Source organism: Paenibacillus sp. FSL L8-0663, from assembly GCF_038008125.1.
Taxonomy (GTDB): Bacteria; Bacillota; Bacilli; order Paenibacillales; family Paenibacillaceae; genus Paenibacillus; species Paenibacillus polymyxa_D.
This window is the reverse complement of sequence record NZ_JBBOYM010000001.1, coordinates 4,133,591-4,157,233: the sequence shown is the minus strand read 5'-3', so window position 1 is coordinate 4,157,233 and position 23,643 is coordinate 4,133,591. Positions and strand designations below refer to the sequence as shown.

Annotated in this window: 22 protein-coding genes and 1 pseudogene; 22 read left to right on the top strand and 1 reads right to left on the bottom strand. The window is 46.0% G+C overall.

Translation table 11 applies throughout. From position 1 onward, the window contains the following. Window positions 1-118: 118 nt before the first annotated feature. From MKY75_RS18265 to MKY75_RS18165, 21 genes and pseudogenes are all read left to right on the top strand, one after another. Window positions 119-544, top strand: a complete 426-nt coding sequence (locus MKY75_RS18265; protein ID WP_013311475.1) for a hypothetical protein — start codon at window positions 119-121, stop codon at window positions 542-544. A gap of 130 nt (window positions 545-674) precedes the next feature. Beyond that, window positions 675-1,124: a J domain-containing protein gene (locus tag MKY75_RS18260; protein ID WP_029515682.1), complete on the top strand. Its 450-nt coding sequence runs from the start codon at window positions 675-677 to the stop codon at window positions 1,122-1,124. A 32-nt stretch (window positions 1,125-1,156) separates the two neighbouring features. Further along, entirely contained in the window at window positions 1,157-1,705 is a 549-nt protein-coding gene (locus MKY75_RS18255) for an FHA domain-containing protein (protein WP_029515681.1), read from the top strand. Window positions 1,706-1,772: 67 nt separating this feature from the next. Beyond that, the gene (locus MKY75_RS18250) at window positions 1,773-2,300 is read left to right on the top strand and encodes an FHA domain-containing protein (RefSeq protein WP_028542470.1); all 528 of its coding nucleotides are present in this window, start codon (window positions 1,773-1,775) and stop codon (window positions 2,298-2,300) included. A gap of 35 nt (window positions 2,301-2,335) precedes the next feature. Next, window positions 2,336-3,166, top strand: a complete 831-nt coding sequence (locus tag MKY75_RS18245) for a PP2C family protein-serine/threonine phosphatase (protein ID WP_340886184.1) — start codon at window positions 2,336-2,338, stop codon at window positions 3,164-3,166. 22 nt (window positions 3,167-3,188) lie between these two features. Next, entirely contained in the window at window positions 3,189-5,066 is a 1,878-nt protein-coding gene (locus tag MKY75_RS18240) for a serine/threonine protein phosphatase (RefSeq protein ID WP_340886183.1), read from the top strand. Between the two features lie 44 nt (window positions 5,067-5,110). After that, on the top strand, window positions 5,111-6,430 hold the full coding sequence (locus MKY75_RS18235) for a normocyte-binding protein (RefSeq protein ID WP_165149637.1): 1,320 nt from the start codon (window positions 5,111-5,113) through the stop codon (window positions 6,428-6,430). After that, complete coding sequence (locus MKY75_RS18230) at window positions 6,427-7,116, top strand: iron-dependent peroxidase (RefSeq protein WP_134902813.1); 690 nt, start codon at window positions 6,427-6,429, stop codon at window positions 7,114-7,116. The genes MKY75_RS18235 and MKY75_RS18230 overlap by 4 nt, the downstream gene beginning before the upstream one ends. A 31-nt stretch (window positions 7,117-7,147) precedes the next feature. Next, entirely contained in the window at window positions 7,148-9,799 is a 2,652-nt protein-coding gene (locus MKY75_RS18225) for a molecular chaperone (RefSeq protein ID WP_340886181.1), read from the top strand. Between the two features lie 62 nt (window positions 9,800-9,861). Then, window positions 9,862-10,374, top strand: a complete 513-nt coding sequence (locus MKY75_RS18220) for an RDD family protein (protein WP_029515675.1) — start codon at window positions 9,862-9,864, stop codon at window positions 10,372-10,374. 68 nt (window positions 10,375-10,442) lie between these two features. Continuing rightward, window positions 10,443-11,021 (top strand): RDD family protein, encoded by a 579-nt coding sequence (locus MKY75_RS18215; protein WP_029515674.1) that lies wholly within the window; start codon window positions 10,443-10,445, stop codon window positions 11,019-11,021. Between the two features lie 108 nt (window positions 11,022-11,129). Further along, a complete protein-coding gene (locus MKY75_RS18210; protein WP_340886180.1) occupies window positions 11,130-11,906 on the top strand; it encodes a DNA and RNA helicase in 777 nt (258 codons plus the stop codon). A gap of 25 nt (window positions 11,907-11,931) precedes the next feature. After that, window positions 11,932-12,531, top strand: a complete 600-nt coding sequence (locus MKY75_RS18205; protein WP_039272935.1) for a hypothetical protein — start codon at window positions 11,932-11,934, stop codon at window positions 12,529-12,531. Continuing rightward, on the top strand, window positions 12,528-13,940 hold the full coding sequence (locus tag MKY75_RS18200; protein WP_318627527.1) for a phage tail protein: 1,413 nt from the start codon (window positions 12,528-12,530) through the stop codon (window positions 13,938-13,940). Before MKY75_RS18205 ends, MKY75_RS18200 begins: the two co-directional genes overlap by 4 nt. Further along, window positions 13,937-14,584, top strand: a complete 648-nt coding sequence (locus tag MKY75_RS18195; protein ID WP_340886179.1) for a hypothetical protein — start codon at window positions 13,937-13,939, stop codon at window positions 14,582-14,584. The genes MKY75_RS18200 and MKY75_RS18195 overlap by 4 nt, the downstream gene beginning before the upstream one ends. Then, on the top strand, window positions 14,566-15,090 hold the full coding sequence (locus MKY75_RS18190; RefSeq protein WP_340886178.1) for a hypothetical protein: 525 nt from the start codon (window positions 14,566-14,568) through the stop codon (window positions 15,088-15,090). The genes MKY75_RS18195 and MKY75_RS18190 overlap by 19 nt, the downstream gene beginning before the upstream one ends. A 15-nt stretch (window positions 15,091-15,105) precedes the next feature. Beyond that, on the top strand, window positions 15,106-15,498 hold the full coding sequence (locus MKY75_RS18185; protein ID WP_069012500.1) for a DUF4280 domain-containing protein: 393 nt from the start codon (window positions 15,106-15,108) through the stop codon (window positions 15,496-15,498). Window positions 15,499-15,518: 20 nt separating this feature from the next. Further along, complete coding sequence (locus MKY75_RS18180; RefSeq protein ID WP_340886176.1) at window positions 15,519-18,245, top strand: hypothetical protein; 2,727 nt, start codon at window positions 15,519-15,521, stop codon at window positions 18,243-18,245. A 10-nt stretch (window positions 18,246-18,255) separates the two neighbouring features. Further along, window positions 18,256-18,744, top strand: coding sequence for a hypothetical protein (locus MKY75_RS18175; protein WP_029515665.1), 489 nt, complete (start codon window positions 18,256-18,258; stop codon window positions 18,742-18,744). Window positions 18,745-18,800: 56 nt separating this feature from the next. Continuing rightward, window positions 18,801-19,421 (top strand): suppressor of fused domain protein, encoded by a 621-nt coding sequence (locus MKY75_RS18170; RefSeq protein WP_029515664.1) that lies wholly within the window; start codon window positions 18,801-18,803, stop codon window positions 19,419-19,421. A gap of 765 nt (window positions 19,422-20,186) precedes the next feature. Then, window positions 20,187-21,118, top strand: a pseudogene (locus MKY75_RS18165) (DUF2167 domain-containing protein). Window positions 21,119-21,288: 170 nt separating this feature from the next. Here the strand turns inward: MKY75_RS18165 and MKY75_RS18160 are convergent. After that, a complete protein-coding gene (locus MKY75_RS18160) occupies window positions 21,289-22,320 on the bottom strand; it encodes a PocR ligand-binding domain-containing protein (protein WP_340886174.1) in 1,032 nt (343 codons plus the stop codon). Window positions 22,321-22,508: 188 nt separating this feature from the next. Here MKY75_RS18160 and MKY75_RS18155 point away from each other — a divergent pair, with 188 nt between their 5' ends. Next, entirely contained in the window at window positions 22,509-23,642 is a 1,134-nt protein-coding gene (locus MKY75_RS18155) for a glycerol dehydrogenase (RefSeq protein WP_069012504.1), read from the top strand. Window position 23,643 lies beyond the last annotated feature (1 nt).

Below are 23,643 nucleotides of genomic sequence, written 5' to 3'. Positions count from 1 at the left end.
CCGAGCACTACGAAAGATGTTAGAGGCGTTTCTTTCCAGAACCGCCTTTATACATAAATCGGGAAGAAGCTCTGCTTCTTCCGCCATCATATTACCTAATTTCAAGGAGGCAACACACATGGGATTCAGATTGAAAGTAGAAGGACAAGAAACAATTGAGCTGGGCTTGGATAACATCCAAACGGTTATTTATGACACCGATACACCGGACGATTCCAATGCACGCTCCACTGACGTAGGCTCCACGCTGCGCATCAGCGGCAAAATCATCACAGCAGTAGACGGTGACAGCGCGGATGACACGCTGAAACTGGCTTTGTGGTCTCTGGTTCCTGCTGAAAAAGCAGACAGCTACCGTAAAGTAACACTGGAAGTTATCGCAGCTGATCAAGTTGTGCGTAAAATCCACTTCCCGAATGCTTTCGTTGTAGACTACAACGAGCACTTCGGCGACACAGAAGGTGTAGGTGCATTTACACTCTACATCAAACAAAAGAAAGACAAAACCGAGCTGGCTACAATCGACGGCGGATATCCGGTTTAAGCTTAACGTCTTCACGTTAAGTGCAGCTTAAACACACACTCACCCGGCACACAAGTGCAGGGTGGATAAATATTAAGAGGCCTACGGGTCTCTTAATATTTATTTTTTTCGGAGAGGGGAACATCACACAATGACTAACTACTATGAGCTGCTCGGTGTCAGCCGGGATGCTTCGGAGGCAGAGATTAAGCAGGCTTACCGTAAACTGGCCAAAAAGTATCATCCTGATACCAACCAGGGAAGCGAGGAAGCAACGCGCAAGTTTAAGCTGATTCACGAGGCTTACAATACATTGCGTGACGAAGCATTGCGGCAGGCATACGATGCCGAGCTCATCCGAAAAACCGAGGGAGCTGGCGGGAAACAGCAAGAGAGAGGGAGAGGGGCTTCATCTTCCGGCGGTGCGCGTACGGCAGCCAAAGGATTCAATCCGGCTGATATAGGAACTGATTTTGAGCAATTTTTTGGTTTTCATCCGAAAACGAAGGAAGGCTCACCAGGGAAAAAAACGAAAAAATCCGGTGATCCGACGGATACCTCAGCGATGTTTAACCAATTTTTTGGTATTCGTAAAAAATGATGATTTCAGGATAGAAATGGGGGAAGCAAGCAGTGAAAACGGCGCAGAACAGATGGGTTTTCATCATAGATGTTGCCATGTTCGGGCTGATGCTGGCGATCGCCTTTTATGTGTTTAATCGTACAGGCTACAGCGGTTTGAAAACCGTGGTCGCGACAGGTATTGGAATCGGCGTGCTTGTATACATACTGCGCAATCTGGTGTCCGTTGTACCTGTGGCCAAGTCAAGGGCACAACGTCAGCGGATTGCCAAGCTGGTGTTGATTGATGAAGAGGGCGAGTCCATTAAAGAATGGTATATCGAAGGCGAAACGTCGCTCTTAATCGGCAAAACGACGTCACGTTCGGAGGCGGATATTGATTTGGCAGGTACAGATTATGCCTCCCTGGTAAGTGTGGAACATGCGGTACTCAACCGGGTGAACAGCGACTGGTTTGTGGAAGATGTGGATTCCGGTAATGGTACAGGCTTGCGGTCTGCCAACGAAAGTGTAACCAAGAAATTGGAAAGCGGTGAGCCATACCGGATTTACTCAGGTGACTTGTTATATATTGCCAATACAAGGGTGCTCGTTAAATAGATGAGGATGCTGCAAAATCCTCAGATCGCTGAAAAGACAATCATGACAATGGGGGAAGGAACCGACTATGAGTTTGACAAGATGCCCGAACGGACACATGTTCAGTACACGAAAGCACGGAAATACGTGTCCTTATTGCAACACGGTAGTAAATATAGCTGCACCCAAGAGCGCGGAGCCAGCAGCGAAAACAAACGTCGCGGGAGATAATGACAAAACAATGCCGTATTTGGGTGAGACGGTGGGGATTCATCCGGTAACTGGATGGCTGGTATGCATCGAAGGAGCACAGGTGGGTCAGGACTATCGCATTATGGCGGAGAAGAACTTTATCGGGCGCGCAGAGGAAATGCATGTCCGCATTATCGGGGACAACACGATTTCTCGCAGAAATCATGCGGTTATTGTGTATGATCCGAAGAAACGCAACTTTTACTTGCTGCCAGGCGATTCATCGGGTTTGGCGTACCACAATAACGAGGCGGTATATTCACCAGCAGAGCTGGCTGCCTATGACGTGATTCAGCTGGGACACAGCAAATTTATCTTTATCCCGCTGTGTGGCGCCCATTTTGAGTGGGATAACGAAAACTAGGATGGAATTGGGCAATGGTGCAGGGAGGTAACGATATGCAGCCTTATTTTGTTGTAAGTGGAGCTGCGGTACTATTCGCTGTTCTTCTCATGATCCGTATACGACTGACGCGAAGTTCCGGCAGCCGTACCGTAAGTGGAATTGAAATCGGAAATGGTCAAACGATCGGGAGCCGGAGCGAGCAGGATGATTATTTCTCCAGTATGACGACAACTGTCGGTACGCTGGCTGTTGTCGCAGACGGTATTAGTGGACTGGCCAATGGACGTATGTCCAGTACCTTGGCTGTGACGACTTTTACAAAGGCATTTGCCAAGCTGGAAGATGCAACGAATTTGAACGGCTATTTTGCAGAAGCGGCAACTCAAAGCAATCGCGGCATTTTGCAAAATTTGAATGGACAGGGTGGAGGAACGACGCTGGCTGCGGTCATTGTGTGCGGATATCAGCTGCATTACGGAGCGGTGGGTGACAGCCTGATTACGATTTACCGTAATGGTCATTTCCAAACAGTCAATTCCAAGCATACAGCAGAAACACTGCTGGAGGAACGAGTGCTTGCTGGACAAATGACCTCGGAGGAAGCCAAAACGAGTCCAGTGCGCAATCAACTGGTCAACTACTTGGGCTATGAGGGCTTTGAGAGCATGGAACTGGGGAGTGCACCGATTCGTCTGTATTCGGGCGATCATGTGCTGTTGTGCAGCGATGGCATTCAGGAGGCGCTGACGGAGATTGAATTGGAAGAGATTATGCGCAAGGGTGGAACACCGCAGGAAACAGCGGATGCCATGATCGACGCCATTAATGATAAAGGCTTTAAAAGTCAGGATAATGCAACAGTACTTATTTTGGCGATAGGATGAAACAAGAAAGACGGGGGTAGCGATGCGCAAGGACAACAGCGATTTTAGTACCGCCTTTGTGTCGGAAGCGGGCTCTTACATAGACAACCGGGACTATTTTGCATTCATGGAGACGGACGACATGGCCTGTTATGTCCTCGCAGACGGTCTGGATTCGGATCAGGAGCTGCGCAGCGCAGAAATGGTTGTCAAAACGGTGCTTGAAAACTTCATGGAGAAGCCTTCCATGTCCAAGCGGCGCTTGATGAGAGATCTGCGTGAAGCGCAGGAATGGCTGCAATTTGAAAGCCGTCGTGTTCGGCTCAAAGCCAGTCTGCTGATGGTAGTGACCAACTACAACAAAATGGTGTACGTTTCGTGCGGTAATGTGCGGCTATATCATTTTCGCAATGGAAGGCTTAATTTTCGCAGCAAGGATCATAGTCTGGCTCAGTCATTGGCAGATGATGGACGCATTCCAGACGAAGCGACCAGCACACATGAGGAACGAGGTAATCTGCTGGAATACTTGGGAAATCCGAATGGAGTTCATGCCCATTACGCCAAAAAGACCCAGCTTGCAGATGGAGATGTAATCCTGCTCGCCACATCCGGGATGTGGGAGGACGTTGAGCTGGCGGAAATGCTGGGGGCGCTAGAGGAAGCGAAGGATCCGGTCATGCTGACGGACACATTGGAAGAGGTTCTGCTAAGCAAACAGCACCGGACGGTGAACAATTACACGGCTGCGGCCATTTATGTAAATAAAGTTTTTCAGGAAAAGCCTAAAAACCGCCGTAAGCTGATCAAACGGATTTTGATTGCGTTGCTCGCCTTTGTAATCGTGGGCGGGGGAGCATGGATTACACTGGCGCGTATGGCAGCGAACAAGGCGGCTGCGCTGGAAACGATGGTCGAATCGGCACAGGCCGCGGATGATTATGCCAGGGCAGGAGATTATGCGAAGGCACTCAAGTCCTACAGTGAAGCGAAAAACGCGGCGGTTAAAATTAATGATAAGATTCATAAGCGACTATATACAGCCGAGCAGAAACTATCTCAATTACTGGTGGACGGAGACGGCTACGTGGAAAAGGCGGACTTTACCAAAGCTGAAGCCAGCTACGAGAAAGCACGGAAAAGCGCTGGTCTGTACCCGCCTTTCAATGTGAAGGATATTGAGCATAAAATCGACCAACTGGACAGCTATGCTGAGACGGCGAGCTGGATGAAGGACGGAGATTTGAAATTTCAGGGCGGCGATTACACGAATGCACTCAAGCTGTACAAAAAAGCAAATAAGGCTGCGATGGAATCCGGTTATACGTCTGCGCAAAAAGAACTGGAGAAGAAAATTACCGAGGCCAACGATAAATTGACTGCTATTCAGCAGCAGCTCAAGGAGATTCAAGCTGGCAAGCTTCAGGCTAAAGGAGATCGAATGATGAAGGATCTCGATTATGAAGGAGCCATTGATGCCTATAGCGGGGCACAGGAAATTTATCAGGAGATCGATAAGCTCGAAAGTGTTCTGGCATTGGAGCGGAGCATAGCCAAGGCGGAGGAAAAGCAGAGCGCTGAGCAGCAGAAAAACGGTCAGCTTCCTGCTGGATTGGGATTGTCTGACGGAGCGTTGAACGACACGGACGCAGGGGACGCAGCGAGTAATGCTTCAGCTTCCGTCGCTGCAACCCCTGCTGCAGAATCGCAAACGAAGGCTACGCCAACGGCTTCAGCGGGAACTACACCCGCGAAGAAGGAAGTCTCTTCAGCGGCAAAAAATAGCGGTACGGGCGATGGAAATGCCTCTTCGGCCAAGGCGGGCACCAGCAAAGAACAAGGAACTGCTGATTCCGCTTCTAAAGCAGAAGGAGCGTCTGATTCAGAGAACCAAGATCGGGCTGCTGCGAATGGAAGTTAAGTTTTCATGTTCAATGAAGCTGGAGCCGAAAGGAGTGAGACGTCGTGAAAGAGCTGGTACAGGACCGTTTGAGCAAGATGGACGATTTGGAGCAGAGACGTTTACTGAAAAATATGATGGCGGGGGTATTTATGAACCTTGTCGAATATCAGGAAGAAATGACCCGCCAGCTAGAACGGCGGGTATTTGAGGAAATTGAGAATACGGAAGAAAAGATTGATGTGTACGTGTCATTGACATCGCGTGAGGACTATGACCCGATTCATGAATTTTTATACCCTGTGTTACCGTCGGATACGGAGGAAAAGCAGATTGACATCAGCCATGTGGCAGAGGTGGTACGCGAAGGCGGATCGATGCCGCTGTTTACGCTTTTCCTTGAGATGGAGACCGAACGAATCTCAGCACTGGTGCGCAGCAAGCGAATTTTCTCAGGAATGTTGGTCACGGAAACCGGCAATTATCCGATTCGTTTTCGTCTGGAGCATAACCGTTCTTATATTTTAGAGATTGAGCAGTTATATCACACGTTTATGCAAAATGGCATGCCGTGGAAAACAATTAATCACCCGTACGCTTATAAGTTTGTGGACTGTGTATTGATTGGTGGAAACGGCGAGCCGGCCGCCCATGAAGAAATTCATGAAATTACAATTTCATTGGAGGAATTCGACGGTTTTAAGAAGGGTGACGTTTTTCCGCTTTGGAACATTGAAAGGCTATCTCTAAAGAACAGCGGCTTTCCTATACCCGCTATGGATCGTGTGAATTATGAGCATGTGCTGCCTTTGCGAAAAACAGGTCCTGAGCATGGTTACTTGATTGACGGGACTGAAGGCGATATCCGGTATATCAAGCGTACAGAAGAGGAACTGACGATTGTCACACCACGTGATAAGTCTGGCGAATGGAATGTGTTGAAGGTTACGAAGCCTGTTACAACGAGACTTAGTCGTCAGACTTATCCGTTATTGTCCAATCGGCGACAGGACAGCTTTTTGGGCCGCTATGCAGGAAAACAGGCCGTGATTGTCCGTGCCAAAGCGGAAATCATGCGCATCGTAAACTCGTTTGAAGCAGCGCAGGGGCTTGAGCTGGAACGTGTAGACATCTGGGGAGGTGCAGGGAGAAATGATGTAAGCAACCTTTTAACCAAAACCCAGACGTATCCGTTAAATCCGTTTGTCAGCGATAACGTACGGACAGAGGAAGGCAAGCAGATCATGCGTTTGGGGTTCAGACGTGGTTCTGACGATGTTTTGCCCACTGCGCCTGCTTATATTTTATCCGATTTAATGAGCTTTCTAGTATCAGAAGTGCAGATGTATTTTCCGGAGTACAAGTGTGAAGGAGAATGGGTGTGAATTACGTCTGGGATTTGCTCATGCGCGCGAGGGAACAGGGGCTGGATGTAGATAAATTCCGCTTCGTACCCGCTGTCAGCTACTCTCCGTATATGGAGCTTAGTCTGGCAGAGTTGAATACTTCCCATTTGGAGCAGGTAGTGGAAATCAATCCGTACTACCGCTTTTATTCTATTTTTCGGGATCTGTTTCCACCGGATGCTGAAGAGTATCTAGAGCTGAGAGAATCGCTATTTGATATTATGATGCATTTCCTGGCGGAAATGGACTTGTATCAAGGGATGAATCGGCGGGAGTACCATATCCGGTTTGTTCAGCGTGATATTGCAGAGGGCATTTTTGGCCCGAAGGTAAAGGAAGGCTTTGGACAATTAAACCGTGAGGATCAGGACGCGATTGCTGAAGGATTGCTGCGCCTGTATGAGACGGGAGAAGCCGTACATTTGCTAAAAGAAACGATGCGGCGCGTCTTTCATCGCTCAATCATTTACACCAATTGTGAGGAAAAAGACGAACTGCTCATCTATATCGGCCAAGAGGAGACACCATTGTCACGGATTAAAGTGGATTTGATTCTGGATTTGTTTCTTCCGGCACGTTTTACGACGGAATTGTATTGGACAAGTCATTTCGGCATTTTGGAGGAAGATCCTACGATGAAAATAGACGCTATCGCCCTCTATTAAGGCTAAATGGCTAAGAAAGGACATGTGAACGATGAACGGACCCTATACATACAGGTTGCTAGACCCGCTCACCGATCGAAAAAGCATACGCTTCACGGCGAAATACACGCGGGCGGAATTGGAGCAAATGACGACCTTTCAGTTACGCGGAATATGCGATAAGGAACGACTGGTCGAGGGCTTTGCCAATCGCCTGGCACGTGAAGAGTTGATTCGCGTGATTTTACGTTTTCGGAGCGCGGAAGAGCATTTACTCATCACAAGGCCAAATCCTGGCGGCTTTGAACGCATGGAATCGGCACTACAGCGAAACTGGAACGACCGTCGGCAGGAGAGCAGCGGCATCCGGGTTCCCGCCAAAATCACGCTGTATCAGGGTGTACGCACAGGTCGCATGGACAACTACCGGATTGAATCCGATTTGCCTTGGCTGAGCTCATCTAATGTGCTGCTGGTGAATGCAACAGGAGAACTGTGCGGTGTTTTGAATTTGGTGAAGGATGAGACACGAACAGGCGTATATTATCTTTCTCGTCATCGTGATGCTGAACTGCGAGAGACGTCCAATCATAGTTATAGCCTGCTGTTTCTGCGAAGACAGGAATCAGAATATTTTTATAACCTCTACTATGGAGATAAGCCAATGCTGCCGCTGAAGCTTCAAGGTCACCGGATTCCGGTGGCAGAGCTGATCATTCGGGGCACGGAAACTACAGATGCGGTACTTGCGATTGATTTTGGCACCTCGAACACCACAGCAGGTGCTTATTTAGACAGTTCCTACGTTACGGCTCCTGATACAGGTATGAGCAGCACAGTAAGGCTGAACGCCATCAATTATGTGTCATTCCCCGGCCCAGAAGGGGCAGAAGGCGACTGGATCGAAGTATTGCCGACTGCTATTCGCGTCGCAGATTGCTCCAATCCAGAACATATCCTTTATGTATTTGGGGAGGATGCACTACGTGGATCTGACGTGGCAGGAAGCCGTGCAACAGTATTGCGGGGGATCAAGCGGTGGGTCAACGATTATAAGCGAATTGAGGAATTAATGGATTCCGAGGGGAATACAGCAACCGCTTCCCGCAATGATATTTTAGCTGCTTTTATCCGTTATGTGATTGCTACAGCCGAGCAGCAATTTAAGTGTCGGTTCCGCAACCTGCACTTTTCTGCTCCGGTAAAGCTGCAGCCCCAGTTTATAGAGATGTTTAGTGATATTTTGCCTGATTACCAGATTGAAGCGGAGGATGCGCTGGACGAAGGGCTGGCTGTGCTGTACAACACGCTGGCAGACCAGATGGAACGAGGGACTTTTGCGGACGGTGAGGAGTACCAGGCACTTGTTATTGATTGTGGTGGAGGCACGACAGATTTGTCTTCCTGCCAATTCCGAATTGAGGACGGACGTATTGCTTACAAGCTGGATATTCACACAACATATGAAAACGGGGATACCAACTTTGGCGGCAATAATCTGACGTATCGGATTATGCAGTTTATGAAAATTGTATTTGCAGGTTATTATGCTGCCGAGACGCGTTTGCCTGACACCGATATTGATGCCCTGATCGGCATTCCTTCGGGAGATTTGTACCGTCATGTGGATGAGTTTGGTGTAGATGCTGTATATGCGGGACTGGAGGAGCGCTACCGAGAGGCAGAGGCCATCTTGCCTACCGCGTTCAAACAGTATGAGCATGCTACACGGGATGAATATCAGCGGGTACTGAGTAATTTTCATCTATTGTGGAGCGCGGCAGAAAATATGAAAAAAGAATTTTTTCTACGTACGGGGATCTTGCGCAGCCGCTTCGAATCCGAGCAGGTATTATCTGCTGAAAGCGACCTGAACATTGCAGTGATGGACCGTTGGCTGGTTTCAGTCATCGAGAACGGACGGTTTCGTGATGAATATGGTTTGCCTGATGTGGTGTTTAACATTCGGGAGATACAGCAGCTTCTTAAGGCAGATATCTACAATATTGTGCGCAAGTTTCTGGATGATTTTTATCAGGAGGGGCGTTTGCAGGACTATTCGATTATCAAGCTAACCGGGCAGTCCTGCCGGATTGACGTATTCCGCGAAGCGCTCAAGGAATTTGTACCAGGGCGAAGTATTGAGTTCCGTCAAAAGGCAGAGGACCTCAGCCGGGTACCTGAGTTGAAAATGGCCTGTCTGCGCGGGGCTATCCGCTACCTGAACGCTAAAAAAATGGGCACGATTGAGCCTGTCATTACCAATCACATTCCGGCTATACCGTACACGGTCAGCGCATGGACGCATACGGGGCGCGAAAAGGAGCTGATTGCGAGTTTGGAAAGCAACCGGGTACGCGGTTCTATTTCCCGGCCGTCTCATGCGGCTGAGGTGGAGTTCTTCCTGACGGCCGACGGCGGCAAGCTGCGTCAGCGCCATGTGTATCGTAGTCGGCCAGAAGCTTTTGAACCCATGCCGTATGAGGAAATTGCAGTGCTGTACGGGCGGGATATCCCGCAGGATGATACGGACTCCATCCGTAATGGGGAAACGAAATATTTTGTTTTTGTCGGAGATAGCCGCTGGGGCTTTTATGTAGTGCCGATTACTCGCCGAGATGAATTGCTGCATCTGGGACCCAAACGCTTTTTTGCCTTCGAGAATGATCTCTCCGAGCTGGATTTCTTTGACGGCACGAAATAGTAAATTGAGGGTTTTGCAAAATGCTGAAATTAGAAAAGTACACAACACTTGGAGGGGATAACGTGCTGTATGCAGGTTTTTGGAAACGAACTTTGGCTTATATCATCGATGGCCTTATTCTATGGTTTGTATTTTTAATATTTGGATTGATCTGGATGGTAATTCGGACCTTAGGGGATTGGGTACCGTCTCCGGCAGAAAGCTCTTTGCTCTCAGACGGATCGTCTTCTATTGTTACCATGAAAGTAATAGGACAGACCTTGCTGAATTGGGGAGCTATATGGCTATATTATGCGCTTATGGAATCATCCAAATGCAAAGCCACGGTGGGCAAGCTGGCTCTCGGCATCGTTGTAGTAGATGAGTTTAATCACAAGCTCAGCTTTGGACGTGCTAGTGCCCGCTACTGGAGTAAGCTTCTATCAGTCATCATTTTGTTCGCCGGCTTTATTATGGCAGCCTTTACGGCGAGAAAACAGGCTCTCCACGATCTGATTGCCCGTACCTACGTTGTGGACAAACGCGAGCTGAATTATATCCTTCGTGAGCAGGCTGGGCGCGGAGCTGGAATGTAACATTTAGGTTGGCACACAGATTCAAAGATTCTGATGAACAGCAGGCTTTAAACAGGAGGAGCAGCAGGATGTACGCTGGTTTTTGGAAAAGATTTTTAGCCCATTTGCTAGATTATACTATTTTATTTGTGACTATTCGTTTGATTGATACGTTGCCGTTTGTGACGATAGGGTTTGTCTCTGCGTTCGTAAAAATGCCGAATTTTTCGGAGTTTGTTTCACACTTAGACGATGTGTCGGTGAGAATTTTGGGAGCTATTATTATTTTTGGCCCTCTTTTATTGGATTGGCTTTACCACACCATCATGGAATCATCAAAATGCAGAGGAACGGTCGGCAAGCTGGCTGCGGGGATTGTCGTTGCGGATGAAAATAATGAAAAAATATCTTTCGGACGGGCCAACGCCCGCTACTGGGGTAAAATCATTAGCTTAGTCACTATATTTGTAGGCTATATCATGGCAGCTTTCACTGAAAAAAAGCAGGCGCTGCATGACAAAATCGCTCGTACCTATGTGGTGAACAAAAATTGGCTGGACTACTCTGAGTATATTAAGCAAAATCCATCGCTGACAGAGATGCCTGTCCCGGCTCCTGCACCCGGTGTGAATCGGTTGTCCGTTCCCTTGAATAAAGAAGAGCAGTAATGACGTCGCAGAGCGACCCGGCTGGCGCATAACGTTGCTAACGCAATGTCATTACTGAGGTGCCGGGCGACACTTGTGCCGAAATCGGCACGGAGAGGAGGAAACCACATGTTAACCCATATCGTGCCGAAGTTCGAGAAAGGCCGTATTCTCAAAACCGAGATGCTAGAGAACCTGCGGGACTACCCCCGCAGCTTTCTCGATATCCGGTATCAGGATTATTCGGATGGCATCATTACAGGAATGAACGTAACTGTCGGGGAGTACACGCTAACCATTGGTAGAGGCATCGTGAAGCACAAGGGTAGATTGTATCTGCTGGAGCAGGAGCAGGAAGTGCCGTATGCGGCCACAGGGCGGCTGTCGGTGTTGAAGCTGCTCTTTTTGGAACAAACAGATCGCCCGGATTTCACAGCCCATCATGCAGATATCGTGCTGGAGGATGAGGCAGAAATCGGTCTGGATGAGATGGAGCTGGGCCGATTCAAGCTCAAAGAGGGAGCCGTGCTTCGCTCGGATTATCAGGATTTTGCCGACATGGCAACGGAATTCAATACATGGAGTGATATCCATGCTCCTTTTGCGGGTTTGAAGCAGAGTACATTGCGCCCGGAGACGATGCGCTACTTCGCATCCGAGCTGCTTAAAAGTGGTGCATCAGATCCGATGGATTGTATGTTTGCGTTGATGTGCCTGAACTCGGAAGTTGTAGACAGGGAATCCATTCAGCATTACATCGCAAACCGAAATGGTGCGGAATACAGAGATTATTCTCATGCTCAGTTGCATAGACAGCTAGTTCTTATTCTGGAAGGCGCCGGACGTGGAAAACGAACAGCAGGCCGTTGGCAGGGCGGCGGAGCCGGACGGATGATTGTGGATTAGAAAATCAGGTAGAGGAGTGTGCATTATGAAATATGAGGATGAAAAGATTTTGGATCAGCTCCGTGAGATGGAGAAGCTGAAGAGGCCTAACAATATTTTAGCAGGACCCATAATCATTGACGGTCAATCCTATGTGTTTGAAGAGCGGTCTTTCTTTAAGGATCGGCTGAAAATGCATGTCCCCTCTATCTTTAGTCCAATGCCCAAGCATTTGCAAAAGATTAAATATCCTCATGAGCAACGTCCAGAAATGATTTTGACGAATGATTTGGGCAGTGTGGATGTTACCCTGAATCGGGTGGACCAGACGCTACAAGATGAATGGGTGGAACAGCTCACTTCTGGCATGAAGGCAATGATGAAAAATATGAATCCTGCCCATGTATTTTATGAAGAAAAAATAGAAGAGGTACATGGTAAGCAGATTGGCTATTTTGACTTTAAAAGTCCTGCGCTGGACCAGCCCATCTACCACAATATGTTTTACTTTGAGCTGGAAGGAAAGACGGTCATGGGAACATTTTGTTGTCCGTATAAGCAGTATGCTGAATGGCGGGATGTCGCCCTACAGATGATACGCACCATTCAAACGGTTGACGAGGCAGAAAAGGAGGGATATGAATGAGTAACCCCATTTACACCACAGCAGATGTTCAGGTGGCCCCTTATCAGTTTCAACGTGTATTAAGTATCCATCTCATTAAACAGTTAAACGAACATGTGAGCTTCTGCATACGTGGAATTGTTTCGGAGGACAAGCTGGATCAATACGTAGAAAAAGCAGATGAAGATGAGCACATCGAAGTCTTCTTAAAAAGTGAAGGCAAGGAGATCCGGCTTTTTCAGGGAATCGTCACGAATATTGCTGTAAAAGCTGTAAACGGAGTACGCGAGCTTACGATTGAGGCTAGCAGTGAAACCTTAATAATGGACATTCGCCCCAAACGTCGTTCATTCCAAAAAACAGCGGAATCATATAACAATCTATTTTCGCATGTTACAAGTTCATATACTGATGCAGAAGTGATTGACGAGGCTTCTCATGGCGCAGCTATCGGTGAATTGTTAGTGCAATACAATGAAACGGACTGGGCTTTTGTCAAAAGAATTGCTTCTCGGCTGCATGCTGCTTTAATTCCAATTACGATGCAACAAGGATTGAAATATGTGATTGGTATCCCCCATTCTAGTGCCCCTCAACCGCTGAACGAACATAACTATTCCATAAAAAAAGACTTGAAGGAGCACAAGCTCATGTCCCGTAACGGACTGCCGGAATACGGTGAGTCTAACAGCTTGAGTTATGAAGTGACCAGCAACAAAGTGCTAGAGCTGGGCAGTTCCGTCATTTTTCATAGAAGAACGCTTTACATAGCTAGGGCGGAGACGACCACGGAAGGAAATCTGATCGTTAATCGTTACATTTTACGGGATGCACATGGGTTAAAATGCCCAACCGTCTATGCCTATGATCTTTCAGGAGCCTCTCTGTTTGGCAAGGTAATTGATATTTCCAAAGAAAAAGTAAAAATCAAGCTGGAAATTGATCAAGGCTCGACTGCATCCGGGGCTATGTGGTTTCCCTATTCTACGGTTTATTCTTCTCCTGATGGCAGCGGTTGGTATGTTATGCCGGAAGCAGGTGATCAAATTCGTCTGTACTTTCCGGATGAACGGGAGCAGCATGCTTTTGCCGCCAGTTCTGTCGATCTTGCCTCCTCTGATCCTGTTAAAAGAAGTGATCCTGCGGTTAAAAGTATCAGCACCAAATACGGCAAACAAGTCGTTTTCAAGCCTGGTGCAGTAGAAATTATCAACAGTGGGCAAATGCTCATGCGTCTCACGGATGAAGGCGGGATCGAAATTAATAGTAACAAAAAAATAACCCTGTCTGCTCAGGAAGATATCCAAATTACAGGGGGAGCGAAAATTATTATGGAGGGGAAAGAAGGCGTAAGTTTTATTCAATCCGGAGCCAAACTCGACATCATGGACGATGTGAGATTAACCGGGGGTAAGGTGAACATTGAATGAAGCTCATGGATCGGGATGCTGCGTTGCAGGATTTGCTGGAAAAGCACGTATTTACGGAATGGATACATGATTTGGCTCTTATTGAAAACAACTTTCTGACGCGCCAGCAAGCCATTGAAGACGAGCTTATAGCAGCTCTAGAGTCGCTATGCCAGCTCGCTACCCTTCAGCACGAGCAAGGTCGTAAGGGGGATATTCGATATATTTATATCTCCTTGCTCAGAACTCGTGTTGCGAAAAATAAAGCGGTTTATCGTCTAGATGCCTATGATGAAAATTGGTTTCTGGATGAGACTGAATGCGCTGTGGTATGGTCGGCAGACTTTGTTTTCGAGCCTCTGTTCAATCGTATGACTAAGCTGGAAAAGCTTAAATCAGATTATGTCCGTAAGATCTCGACGATGGATATTGAACAAATTCAACAAATTGAGGCGGTCAAATACCATCTGCTCACTGTAGAGTTCTTGAAAAGCCAGATGCCAGTTTTTATAGCTTCCCCTTCGTTAGAAAGGATGCCAAAAGCAAATGTATGCACGATATTTGCTGGAGAGTATCGAGATGATAGCGAAATATTGTGCCGTTTTACGCGTAGTGAGGGAGCTGAGACACGAAAGGGGGAATCTTCATGGATTATTTCCTCTTAAAACAGGATGTGCGGTATACCCATGTTCCTGCGCTACAAAAGGTGATGGAAACGATTGATCCGTGGAAGCTGTATGATTTGCAGCCGGAGGATATTGTCAAGCCATTGATGTTTCACGTGAAGGCAGATGCAGAAAGTATTTTTATTGATTATCTAGAAGGTCCCATCCCACTCATTTCAGATGCTTTAAAACGCCTTGTCCAGGCCTATGTGCCGGAGATGCCTATGAAATTAACGATACTTACTCAGATCGAACAGAGGATACAGAAGAATTACTATATTCCTTTTGTGGAGCGGCTTGCAGCAGTACATCCAGAAAGCGAATGGAATTTAGATCAAAGTGTGCTTAGAAAGCTGGTATTACGTGCAGATGCTATTCGGGGCCACAAGATATTTACAATCCAGGAGAGTGCTATCCCGATGATCATCGTCCGTTTGGACATTGCAGAAAGTATACTGCGGCGTGATTATACCGGGATCGCTTTGGAGCAAATTCAGGTGAAATAGGGAGGGAAAGGGCACATGTCAGACAATGAGTATTATGTCGTACGGGGGGCTTGTATGCGTTGCACTTGCGGGACCCATCCTCGAAAGATCAATTTGCCGAACAGCCACGGGGCTTATGTTAACGGTAAACCCATGATGAATGAAGGAGATTATTCTCCTGAGAATGTCCCTCATTTTGGAATTTGTACCAGTCCAGAACAGCCGAGTGCCGAGACTATATATCTGATCGCCGAAGATGGATCCACAATCTCAGGGAAGCCATGCCTACCAATGCTGACGGATAAGTGGAAAAACACAAAAGAACCGACAAAGGTGGAAGGCCAGCCAGCCTTGACGACCTCTTCATTTCAGAGTTGTTTATATCATGGATTTATCGAATTTCATACGAATGGCCAGCAGGAGGAGTAGCTGGAAGGGAGGTTTGAAACATGATAGGATATGATCAGATTCGAATAGATTCCCCCTACCCCATTCAGGTCTTAAAGGATGTTCAGATCGAGTGGAAGCCGGGTGAGCATGGGCGTATTACACTCACAGGCATTTGTAAGGAGTCGAGTCATGCCACGGCTGCGCTGGATGCGACCTCAGAGGATCAGCTACATGTGTATGCGCAGAATGGACAAGAGGAAATCAGCTTGTTTAAGGGTGTCGTCCATACGGTAGAAGTTGAGAACCATAATGGAGTGTATACACTTACACTGGAAGGAATCAGTGGCTCATTTGAGCTGGATATTGTCAAAAGAAAGCGGTCTTTTCCTGAGGAGAAACACACATATAAACAGTTAGTGAATAAGCTTGCTCAAGGCTATGAGCGAAGTGATGTCTTGTACCAGACTGGAGAGCAGTCGGTAGGCGAAGCCATTTTACAGTATGATGAAACCGACTGGGAGTTTATGAAACGGATGGCGAGCCGTTTACATACAGTGGTGGTCAGCGACATATGGGAGTCCGCATCGCCGAAGCTGTATTTCGGCATGCCTGCTGGCACCCAGCGAACAATTCGGAAGGATACGCCATATACGGCAAGTAAGGATTTAAAGGGCTATCAGCGGGCAGGCGGAACGTCAGCCGGGCTACATGATACCGACTTTTTCAAATACGAGATTGAAAGCGGAGAACGGTATGCTCTTGGAGACGAGGTGCAATTTCGCCAGAAAATAATGATTGTAACTGAATTGCGAAGCCGCATGGAAAAGGGGCATTTGCTATTCAGTTATGTGTTGGCCCGCGCAGAGGGCATTCGCAGTGATTTCATCCCCAATCCCAAAACAATCGGAATTTCTCTGGAAGGAGAGGTCATTGCGGTACGGGGAGAGGAAGTGAAGCTGCGGCTGGCGATTGATAAGGATGATGGGGTATCCGAGCCGCATTGGTATCCGTTCGCTCCCCCAACGGGAAGTGCGATGTACAGCATGCCGAAGGTGGGAACACAGGCAAGCCTGTACTTTCCAGATGCGTCTGGTTCCAGAGCAATGATTTTGGGTGCGGTTCGTACAAATGGAGACGGTTGCGCGAAAACGAGTAATCCTAATGATCGATATTTTGGAACGGAGCATGGAAGTGAACTGAAAATGGCACCGGGTCGCATCCATATCATGGGTGATCCGGGTGGGACATTGCAGATGAGTCTGGACGATGCTACTGGGATTGAATTAACTAGTCCCAAGAAGTTATCGTTAGAAGCAGAGCAAGAAATCATTCTGAATACGCCGAAGAAAATCATTATTGACGGAACCAGCCAGGTCATGGCGTATCAAACGGGAGGAAGCACGGGGCTTTCGGTAGAAAACGAATACCACGTGTTGGGAGGAAGCGTCTGGGCGGACGGTAGCGACCGAACTGCATACCCGCCGTTTGATGATGAACCGAAGGAAGGCGAGCCACCTCCACCGCCGCCACCCCCTGAACCGTTTAACTGGGGCAAGCTGGGGATGAATATTTTGGGCGGTTTGGCAGTTGTGGCAGCCGTAGCCGTGGTAGCAGCCATTACGGTAGCGACGCTTGGAGCGGGTACGGTGGTCATTGCAGCGGTAGCCGGAGGAGCGCTGCTGGCGGGTGGCTTGGGTGTAGCAAGCTTGGCCGCATCAGATATCGCCCGAGGGGAAGTGAGCGACTTCAGCGACTATGCCCTGACCGGCTTGAAGGAAGCGGGAATCGGGGCGGTATCTGGAGCAATCTTTGGCCCTCTCGGTGTAGGGGGAACCTTACTGAGGAAAGCAGCGATCGGCGGTGTCACAAATGCCGCGGAAAATCTAGCGAGTCAGGTGCTGAGTGGTGAAAAGATCAACTGGGGCTCAGTAGCAAAGGACGCGGGATTGGGTTTTGTCACCGTAGGCGTACTGGATTCCAAAGTAGGCAAGGCCATTGGCGGATTCGCTGAAAAAGTAGGCAGCAAGGTTACACCGCAATGGATTAGCAAAGGTGTAGATGCAGTCGGGGCAGGCTTTGGCAAAGCTGTAACCAAGCTGGAGCAGTCCGGCAGTAAACTGGGTCAGAAGTTCAATGAGCAACTGAGTAAAATGGCAGACGGCCTCAGCCCCGGGAAGTTGGCCACAGCCAACGGAGCGCCAGTTCCGCACGTTAATAAGATGGACAGCGGACCACTTCCACAGACGGATGTGCAGAAGAATTACAACAAGGTCATGAAGGAAATGGAAGAGAGCGCGGCGAAAAAGGTTGAGGGAACAGTAGGAAGTAAAGAAAAAGTAACTGTTAAGAAGTATGGTGAGTGGAAATATGATAAATCTGGGAAGCAAAAGCATCACCTTAATCAAGATGCTGCATTTAAAAAAGATGGGAATGGCAAACAGGTAATCCCGTCAGATGAAGGATATACTATCGAATTAGAGGGCAATGCATTTAAGGATGTTGGTTCACCACATTTTATGGCACATAAAACTATGGAAGAATTTTTTAATAGATATAGAAAAGGGGATAAAAAAGGTTTAATTCCTACAAATGCTGAATATAACGTAGCATTATATAAATCGTTGAGAAAGGCCGGATTAACCGAAAAACAAACCTTAGATGTAGTGGAGAAAGCTAGAAGCCAACGGTTAAAATATGGTTTACAAGATGATGATCCAATACCAAAAATACCAGGACAAATAAATTCTATATATAAATATTTATTTCAAAAAATAAAACTAAACTGAGGGGAAGAAAATGAACGAAGTAAAGGATTTTTACGATAATACAATATCTAAAATTGACTTTTTCAGTAACTGTGGGGATGCTATTAATGCTACACTCAATGTTAATGTTACGCAAGTACGTAACTGGGTTGATGTTGAAAAAAAAGTTAATTCTACTTGGGATAATGTTAGACTCCAAATAAGAAATCAACTAACTTCGACTCTACATGAGAATTGGCGAGAAGAATACAGACAGTGGAATAATATTACTATGGAGGCTAAATTATTACTTAAGGATGGAGTCCTTAAAAATATTTCTACATTTATAGAAAGAAATAAATTAAACAATTGTATATATGAGAGCGTTGAGTGGGATTTGCTTACTGCAATGATGGAATATGCATATAGCACGTATGTAAAACCAGGCTTTCATACAGAATTGTTGGAAATATATAATTCAGGACATATACCTTGTGGTTGGAAAGGGAAGTGGCCTCAAGGAAGCCTATTGGTATTCTAACAGCCTATGGGAGGACTTCAATACAAAGAGATTGCTTATAAGAGGAAGTGATAATATTGGATATAAATAATCAATTATTAGAACATTATAAGAAATACATTGGTGAGCCAGATTTAATAAATATAGAGACCGTTTCAGAAAGTCTAAATATAAACTTAATCATTTTTCGAGCAAACGACCAAAGAGACTTTCATACTATTATAACGTCAGGAATGAGCTTATTACCTGCACAAGTTTCAGAAGATAATAAAGATTGGGAATATACAGAACTTATCATGTATCTTCCGGCATCATGGCCTGTGGCTAAAGAGGATATTAAAGATTTTAAAGATTATTGGCCATTTGGTTGGCTAAGAAAACTTGGCAAGTTCCCGCATGAAAGAAACACATGGTTTTGTTATGGAGACACTATACCTAATGGGGAACCTCCAGAACCAATTGCAAATGACAATAATTTCACTTGTATGCTATTATTACCTCCCATTCGTGAAGATGAAGGATTTAGCTCGTTAATGTTAAGTAAAGATAAAACAATACAATTTTTAGTTGTTTGTCCAATATATCAGGAAGAAATGGAATTTCAACTATCAAAAGGTTTTGGTGCTCTTCTTGAAAAGTTTGATGAATACAACGTAAATGATATTGTTGAAGTTAATAGATTAAATGCATGTAAATAAGGATATTAATAGCTAATTAAAAGAGCGAGAATAACAGATTGTAAAAAGAATTCACACAATTAATTGGCCCCAAAATTATAATTTATCTTAAAAAACTTATTTCACTCGAACATGAGAGGAATAAGTTTTTTTCTCGTAGAGAATAACCAGTTGTGTGCTATGGTGACACTATAAAATACTGGTGAATAGCCTCTAGTCTCCAAAACAAGCAGTGAACTCTTAGAAGGCTATTCAATGATTAGCTTATTTCTAATTAAATCGACCCTATGAAAGCCTATACATTCTTTTAAATAAAAAAGTTGACATATGTTTAAAAACAGGAAAAAAGTCACTAAGACTAAAGTCTCTTGTTAGATGAATTATGCATTCCTTAATCTGATGAAATTCGACATTTTTTATGCTAGATGGATTGTTCGAAATTAAGCTAGAAGTCAATGGGGTTGTCGCATCAAGGAATAAGCCCCGTTTAGGAATTCATAAGTAGGAAACTGGAACGGAGAAGTAGTGCTATTGCGCAATTGTGCTTGTCCTTTATGAGTATTTCTAATCGTTCATTCACATTTTATTAATTCAGTTCGATTAGATTAGAATATTTGCATACATATGTATAAAAATGAGTATTAAGTCTCGGAAACTCCCTTTGCTACTGTGAATTGACAAAATATGAAGCAGTGGCTAATATGGTTGGGTACACGGGAGATATTGGAATTTATAAAGGGGTAATGAGTTTTGAACAAGAGACTAGATAACAGATGTAGTAACAAAATGAAATGGGGCCAAACGATTTTTGGAGCGCTGTTGGCGCTTAGTCTGGTGTTACTCAGTGGGGGTAATGCGTGGGCCTCATCCAATGAACAATTAAAATGGATTGAGGGTGGCCGAAAGGTAGATCTGGGAAAAATGGCTACGGTTGAACTGGACTCATCTCTTCTTTTCTTGGATGCAGCTAACACAGCAAAGGCAAGCGAGATGAATCATGATAAGCCATCTGGTAAGGAGATTGGGAGTATATTTCCGAAAGATGAAAATCAAAATTGGGAAGTTGTTTTTGAATACGATGAACTTGGACACATTAAGGATGATGAAAAAGAAGATATCGATGCAGATGCCATTCTAGATAGTTATAAAAAGGGGACGGAAGAGAGTAACAAGGAAAAAGCGGAAAGTGATCGCTTGTATGTTACGGGCTGGGATGTCGAGCCTTTTTATAATGAAGCGACCCATAATCTAACCTGGTCTATGTTGGCGGAGGATGGGAACAAGGAAAAGCTGATCAATTATAATGTTCGTTTGCTCACTCGTCAGGGTTATATTTCTGCAATATTAGTGTCCGATCCTGCGCATTTGGACGTAGATAAGAAGTTTTTGAATGAGAATATATTACCCAAGCTGACAGTAAATCAGGTGAGCGGTACGAGGATTTTAATGCTTCAACGGACAAAATTTCCGAATACGGCCTGACCGGATTGATTTTGGGAGGAGCAGGCTTGGCAGTAGCTAAAAAAGTAGGCTTGTTGGCATTACTCATTGCTTTTTTTAAGGGCGCGGGAATTAAGGTTATCCTACTTATTGGTGCTGCTTGTGCAGGTGTGTTTGGCGTGATAGGCAAGTTTTTTGCCAAATTATTTCGCAAGAAAAAATCGGAATCCATGCACAATGAAACGAACGCCCAGGATCAGTCAGAAACACTACAGTAAAGATAAAAAAACACTCTATAAAATTGCTGATAAATAGGGGATGATGATTGAGCGCAAAACACAATCTCAGGCAGCCTGATAAGTACACACGAACATGTAGCTTGGGCAGAAAATTATGAACAGATGATCATGTGACGTTAGACCCGTGAATCATCTGTTTTTCGTTTGTTTTATCCCTTGTAATACTTTCGGTACACCGCGGGCGTTGTGCCTTCATACTTTTTGAATATTTTGATGAAATACCCCGGCTCATTAAAGCCGAGCTCGCTACTGATCTGAGATACAGGAATATCTGTAGCTTCGAGCAACTGCTTCGCCCATCTAATCTTCAAGCGGGAAAGATAGCTGGAAAAGTTCTCACCCGTTTCCTTGGCAAACAGCCGACTAAAATAGCTTGGGCTAATGTGGCACAAGTCAGCCATGGCTTTCAAAGAAAAAGTTTCACCCTTGTGCTCAAAGATATATTCGAAGGCGGGTTTGAGTACGGGATTTCCGCACGGAATATCCACATCTTCTGAGGAATTCAGATAGGCATCTGCTAAGAAATTATTCATTTCTTTCTTAAGGTTTTCGATATGCTCCAGCGAGTAGCCAGGAAGGATCTCGGACAACTGCGGAGTGGAATGTGTGGCCGACGCCTTCTCGAACATTTCCGCGAGAAGATTTTTGTTCATGGCTTCTTCTACAATATAATTACACAATAAGGATAACATGTTGGAGATCGTCTGAATTTCCTGATAGGTCATGGAGGGCAGATCGGCGTAGTCGTTCTTAAGTTCCTCCCATTTGGAACTGTACAGTTTTTCATTTTTTGACGTGAGGATTTGCTCCAGCTGTAAGGCGCTCGAAGGATCGGCTAAGCGGACCTGACCAGCCATGACGGCGCCGATGTACTTATCGTCAATAATGATCGGTACCGCGATGTCAACGATATCATAATGACAAAGATAAATATAAGGTTTGTTGGAACGTACCGCTTCAAGTCCACCGCGAGAGTCACATTTTTGGCAGTAGGGAAGGAGACTCTCATCCTGGCGAACCTTATTGCAGAACGATTGGCATTGGCTGTGGCTAGTTACGGGATTCCCTTTATAATCGACAGTGAGAATAGCTAATTGGGTAACGGATGCTAATGAATCCTGCAACTGCTCCCACTTTTTCAAATCAAAGATTTTCTGGATGCTCAAATGTTCACGTATCAAGATCTCATCCCTTAATAGTAAATTATCCTGTAAGCGATAACAAAAAAGTACAATTCGTGATCCTTAGTGCAAAAAAATACGATTGTAGATTATAATATATTCCTTGATTCCTCCAATGTAAAGTTTACATGGTTCGGTTATAGTTTTAATCAGAACGAAGCCAACACAATCATAAGGAGGAATTATAGATGAGAAAAGCTTTTATCAGCCCAAGCAAATATGTACAAGGTGAAAATGAATTGTTGAATTTGGGTTACTATGTGAGCACCTTCGGCAAATCCGCTTTACTGATTGCGCATCCTGCTGATGTGGCGCGGGTAAAAGATAAACTTGATTCCACTTTGGGTAAATATAACGTGACCTTTATTGAAAGCGGTTTTATGGGTGAGTGTTCCAGACAGGAAGTGTCCAGACTTCAGGAAATTGCTACTGCAAACGGATGCGATTGTATCGTAGGTCTTGGCGGCGGGAAAGCGATCGACGCGGCGAAATGCGTAGCTCAAGGGGAAGCGCTTATCATCTGTCCGACGATTGCTGCGACGGATGCACCGACAAGTCACTCGGCCGTTCTGTACACTCCGGAAGGTGCTTTCGACGATTACGCCTATTTTAAGCAAAGTCCGAGTGTCGTATTAGTCGACACCACCGTAATTGCCAATGCACCAACCCGATTCCTTGTGTCAGGTATGGGTGATGCACTGTCAACTTACTTTGAAGCCCGTGCGACCTCCCGTTCTTACTCCAGGGTCAATGCCGGACTGCCTAATGGAGTACGCGAAGGACAGTGTGCGCCAGCAGTAGGTACAAATGCGGCGATTGCACTTGCAACGCTATGCTATGAAATGCTGTTGAAAGACGGTGCCAAAGCAAAAGCGGCATGTGATGAAAACCAGGTTACGCAAGCACTCGAAAATATCATTGAAACTAATATTTTACTCTCAGGCCTCGGCTTCGAGAGCGGTGGACTTGCGGCGGCCCATGCGATTCATGATGGACTCACGATTTTGGAAGGCACGCATCATTATTATCATGGAGAGAAAGTTGCATTCGGCACGATCGCACAGCTGGTGCTCGAAAACGCACCGACGGAAGAATTACATCAGGTACTTGATTTCTGTTTAGCCGTCGGTTTACCGGTCTGCTTGGCTGATATCGGCGTCGATCATATCAGTCAGGAAGAACTTATGGAAGTAGCTGCAAAGGCCTGCATTTTGGAGGAATCGATTCATTCCATGCCGTTTCCGGTCACAGTGGAGCAGGTTGCAGCGGCAATCGCTGCGGCCAACCGTATCGGGAGCCAGTACAAAGCGGAGGTAAAGTAGC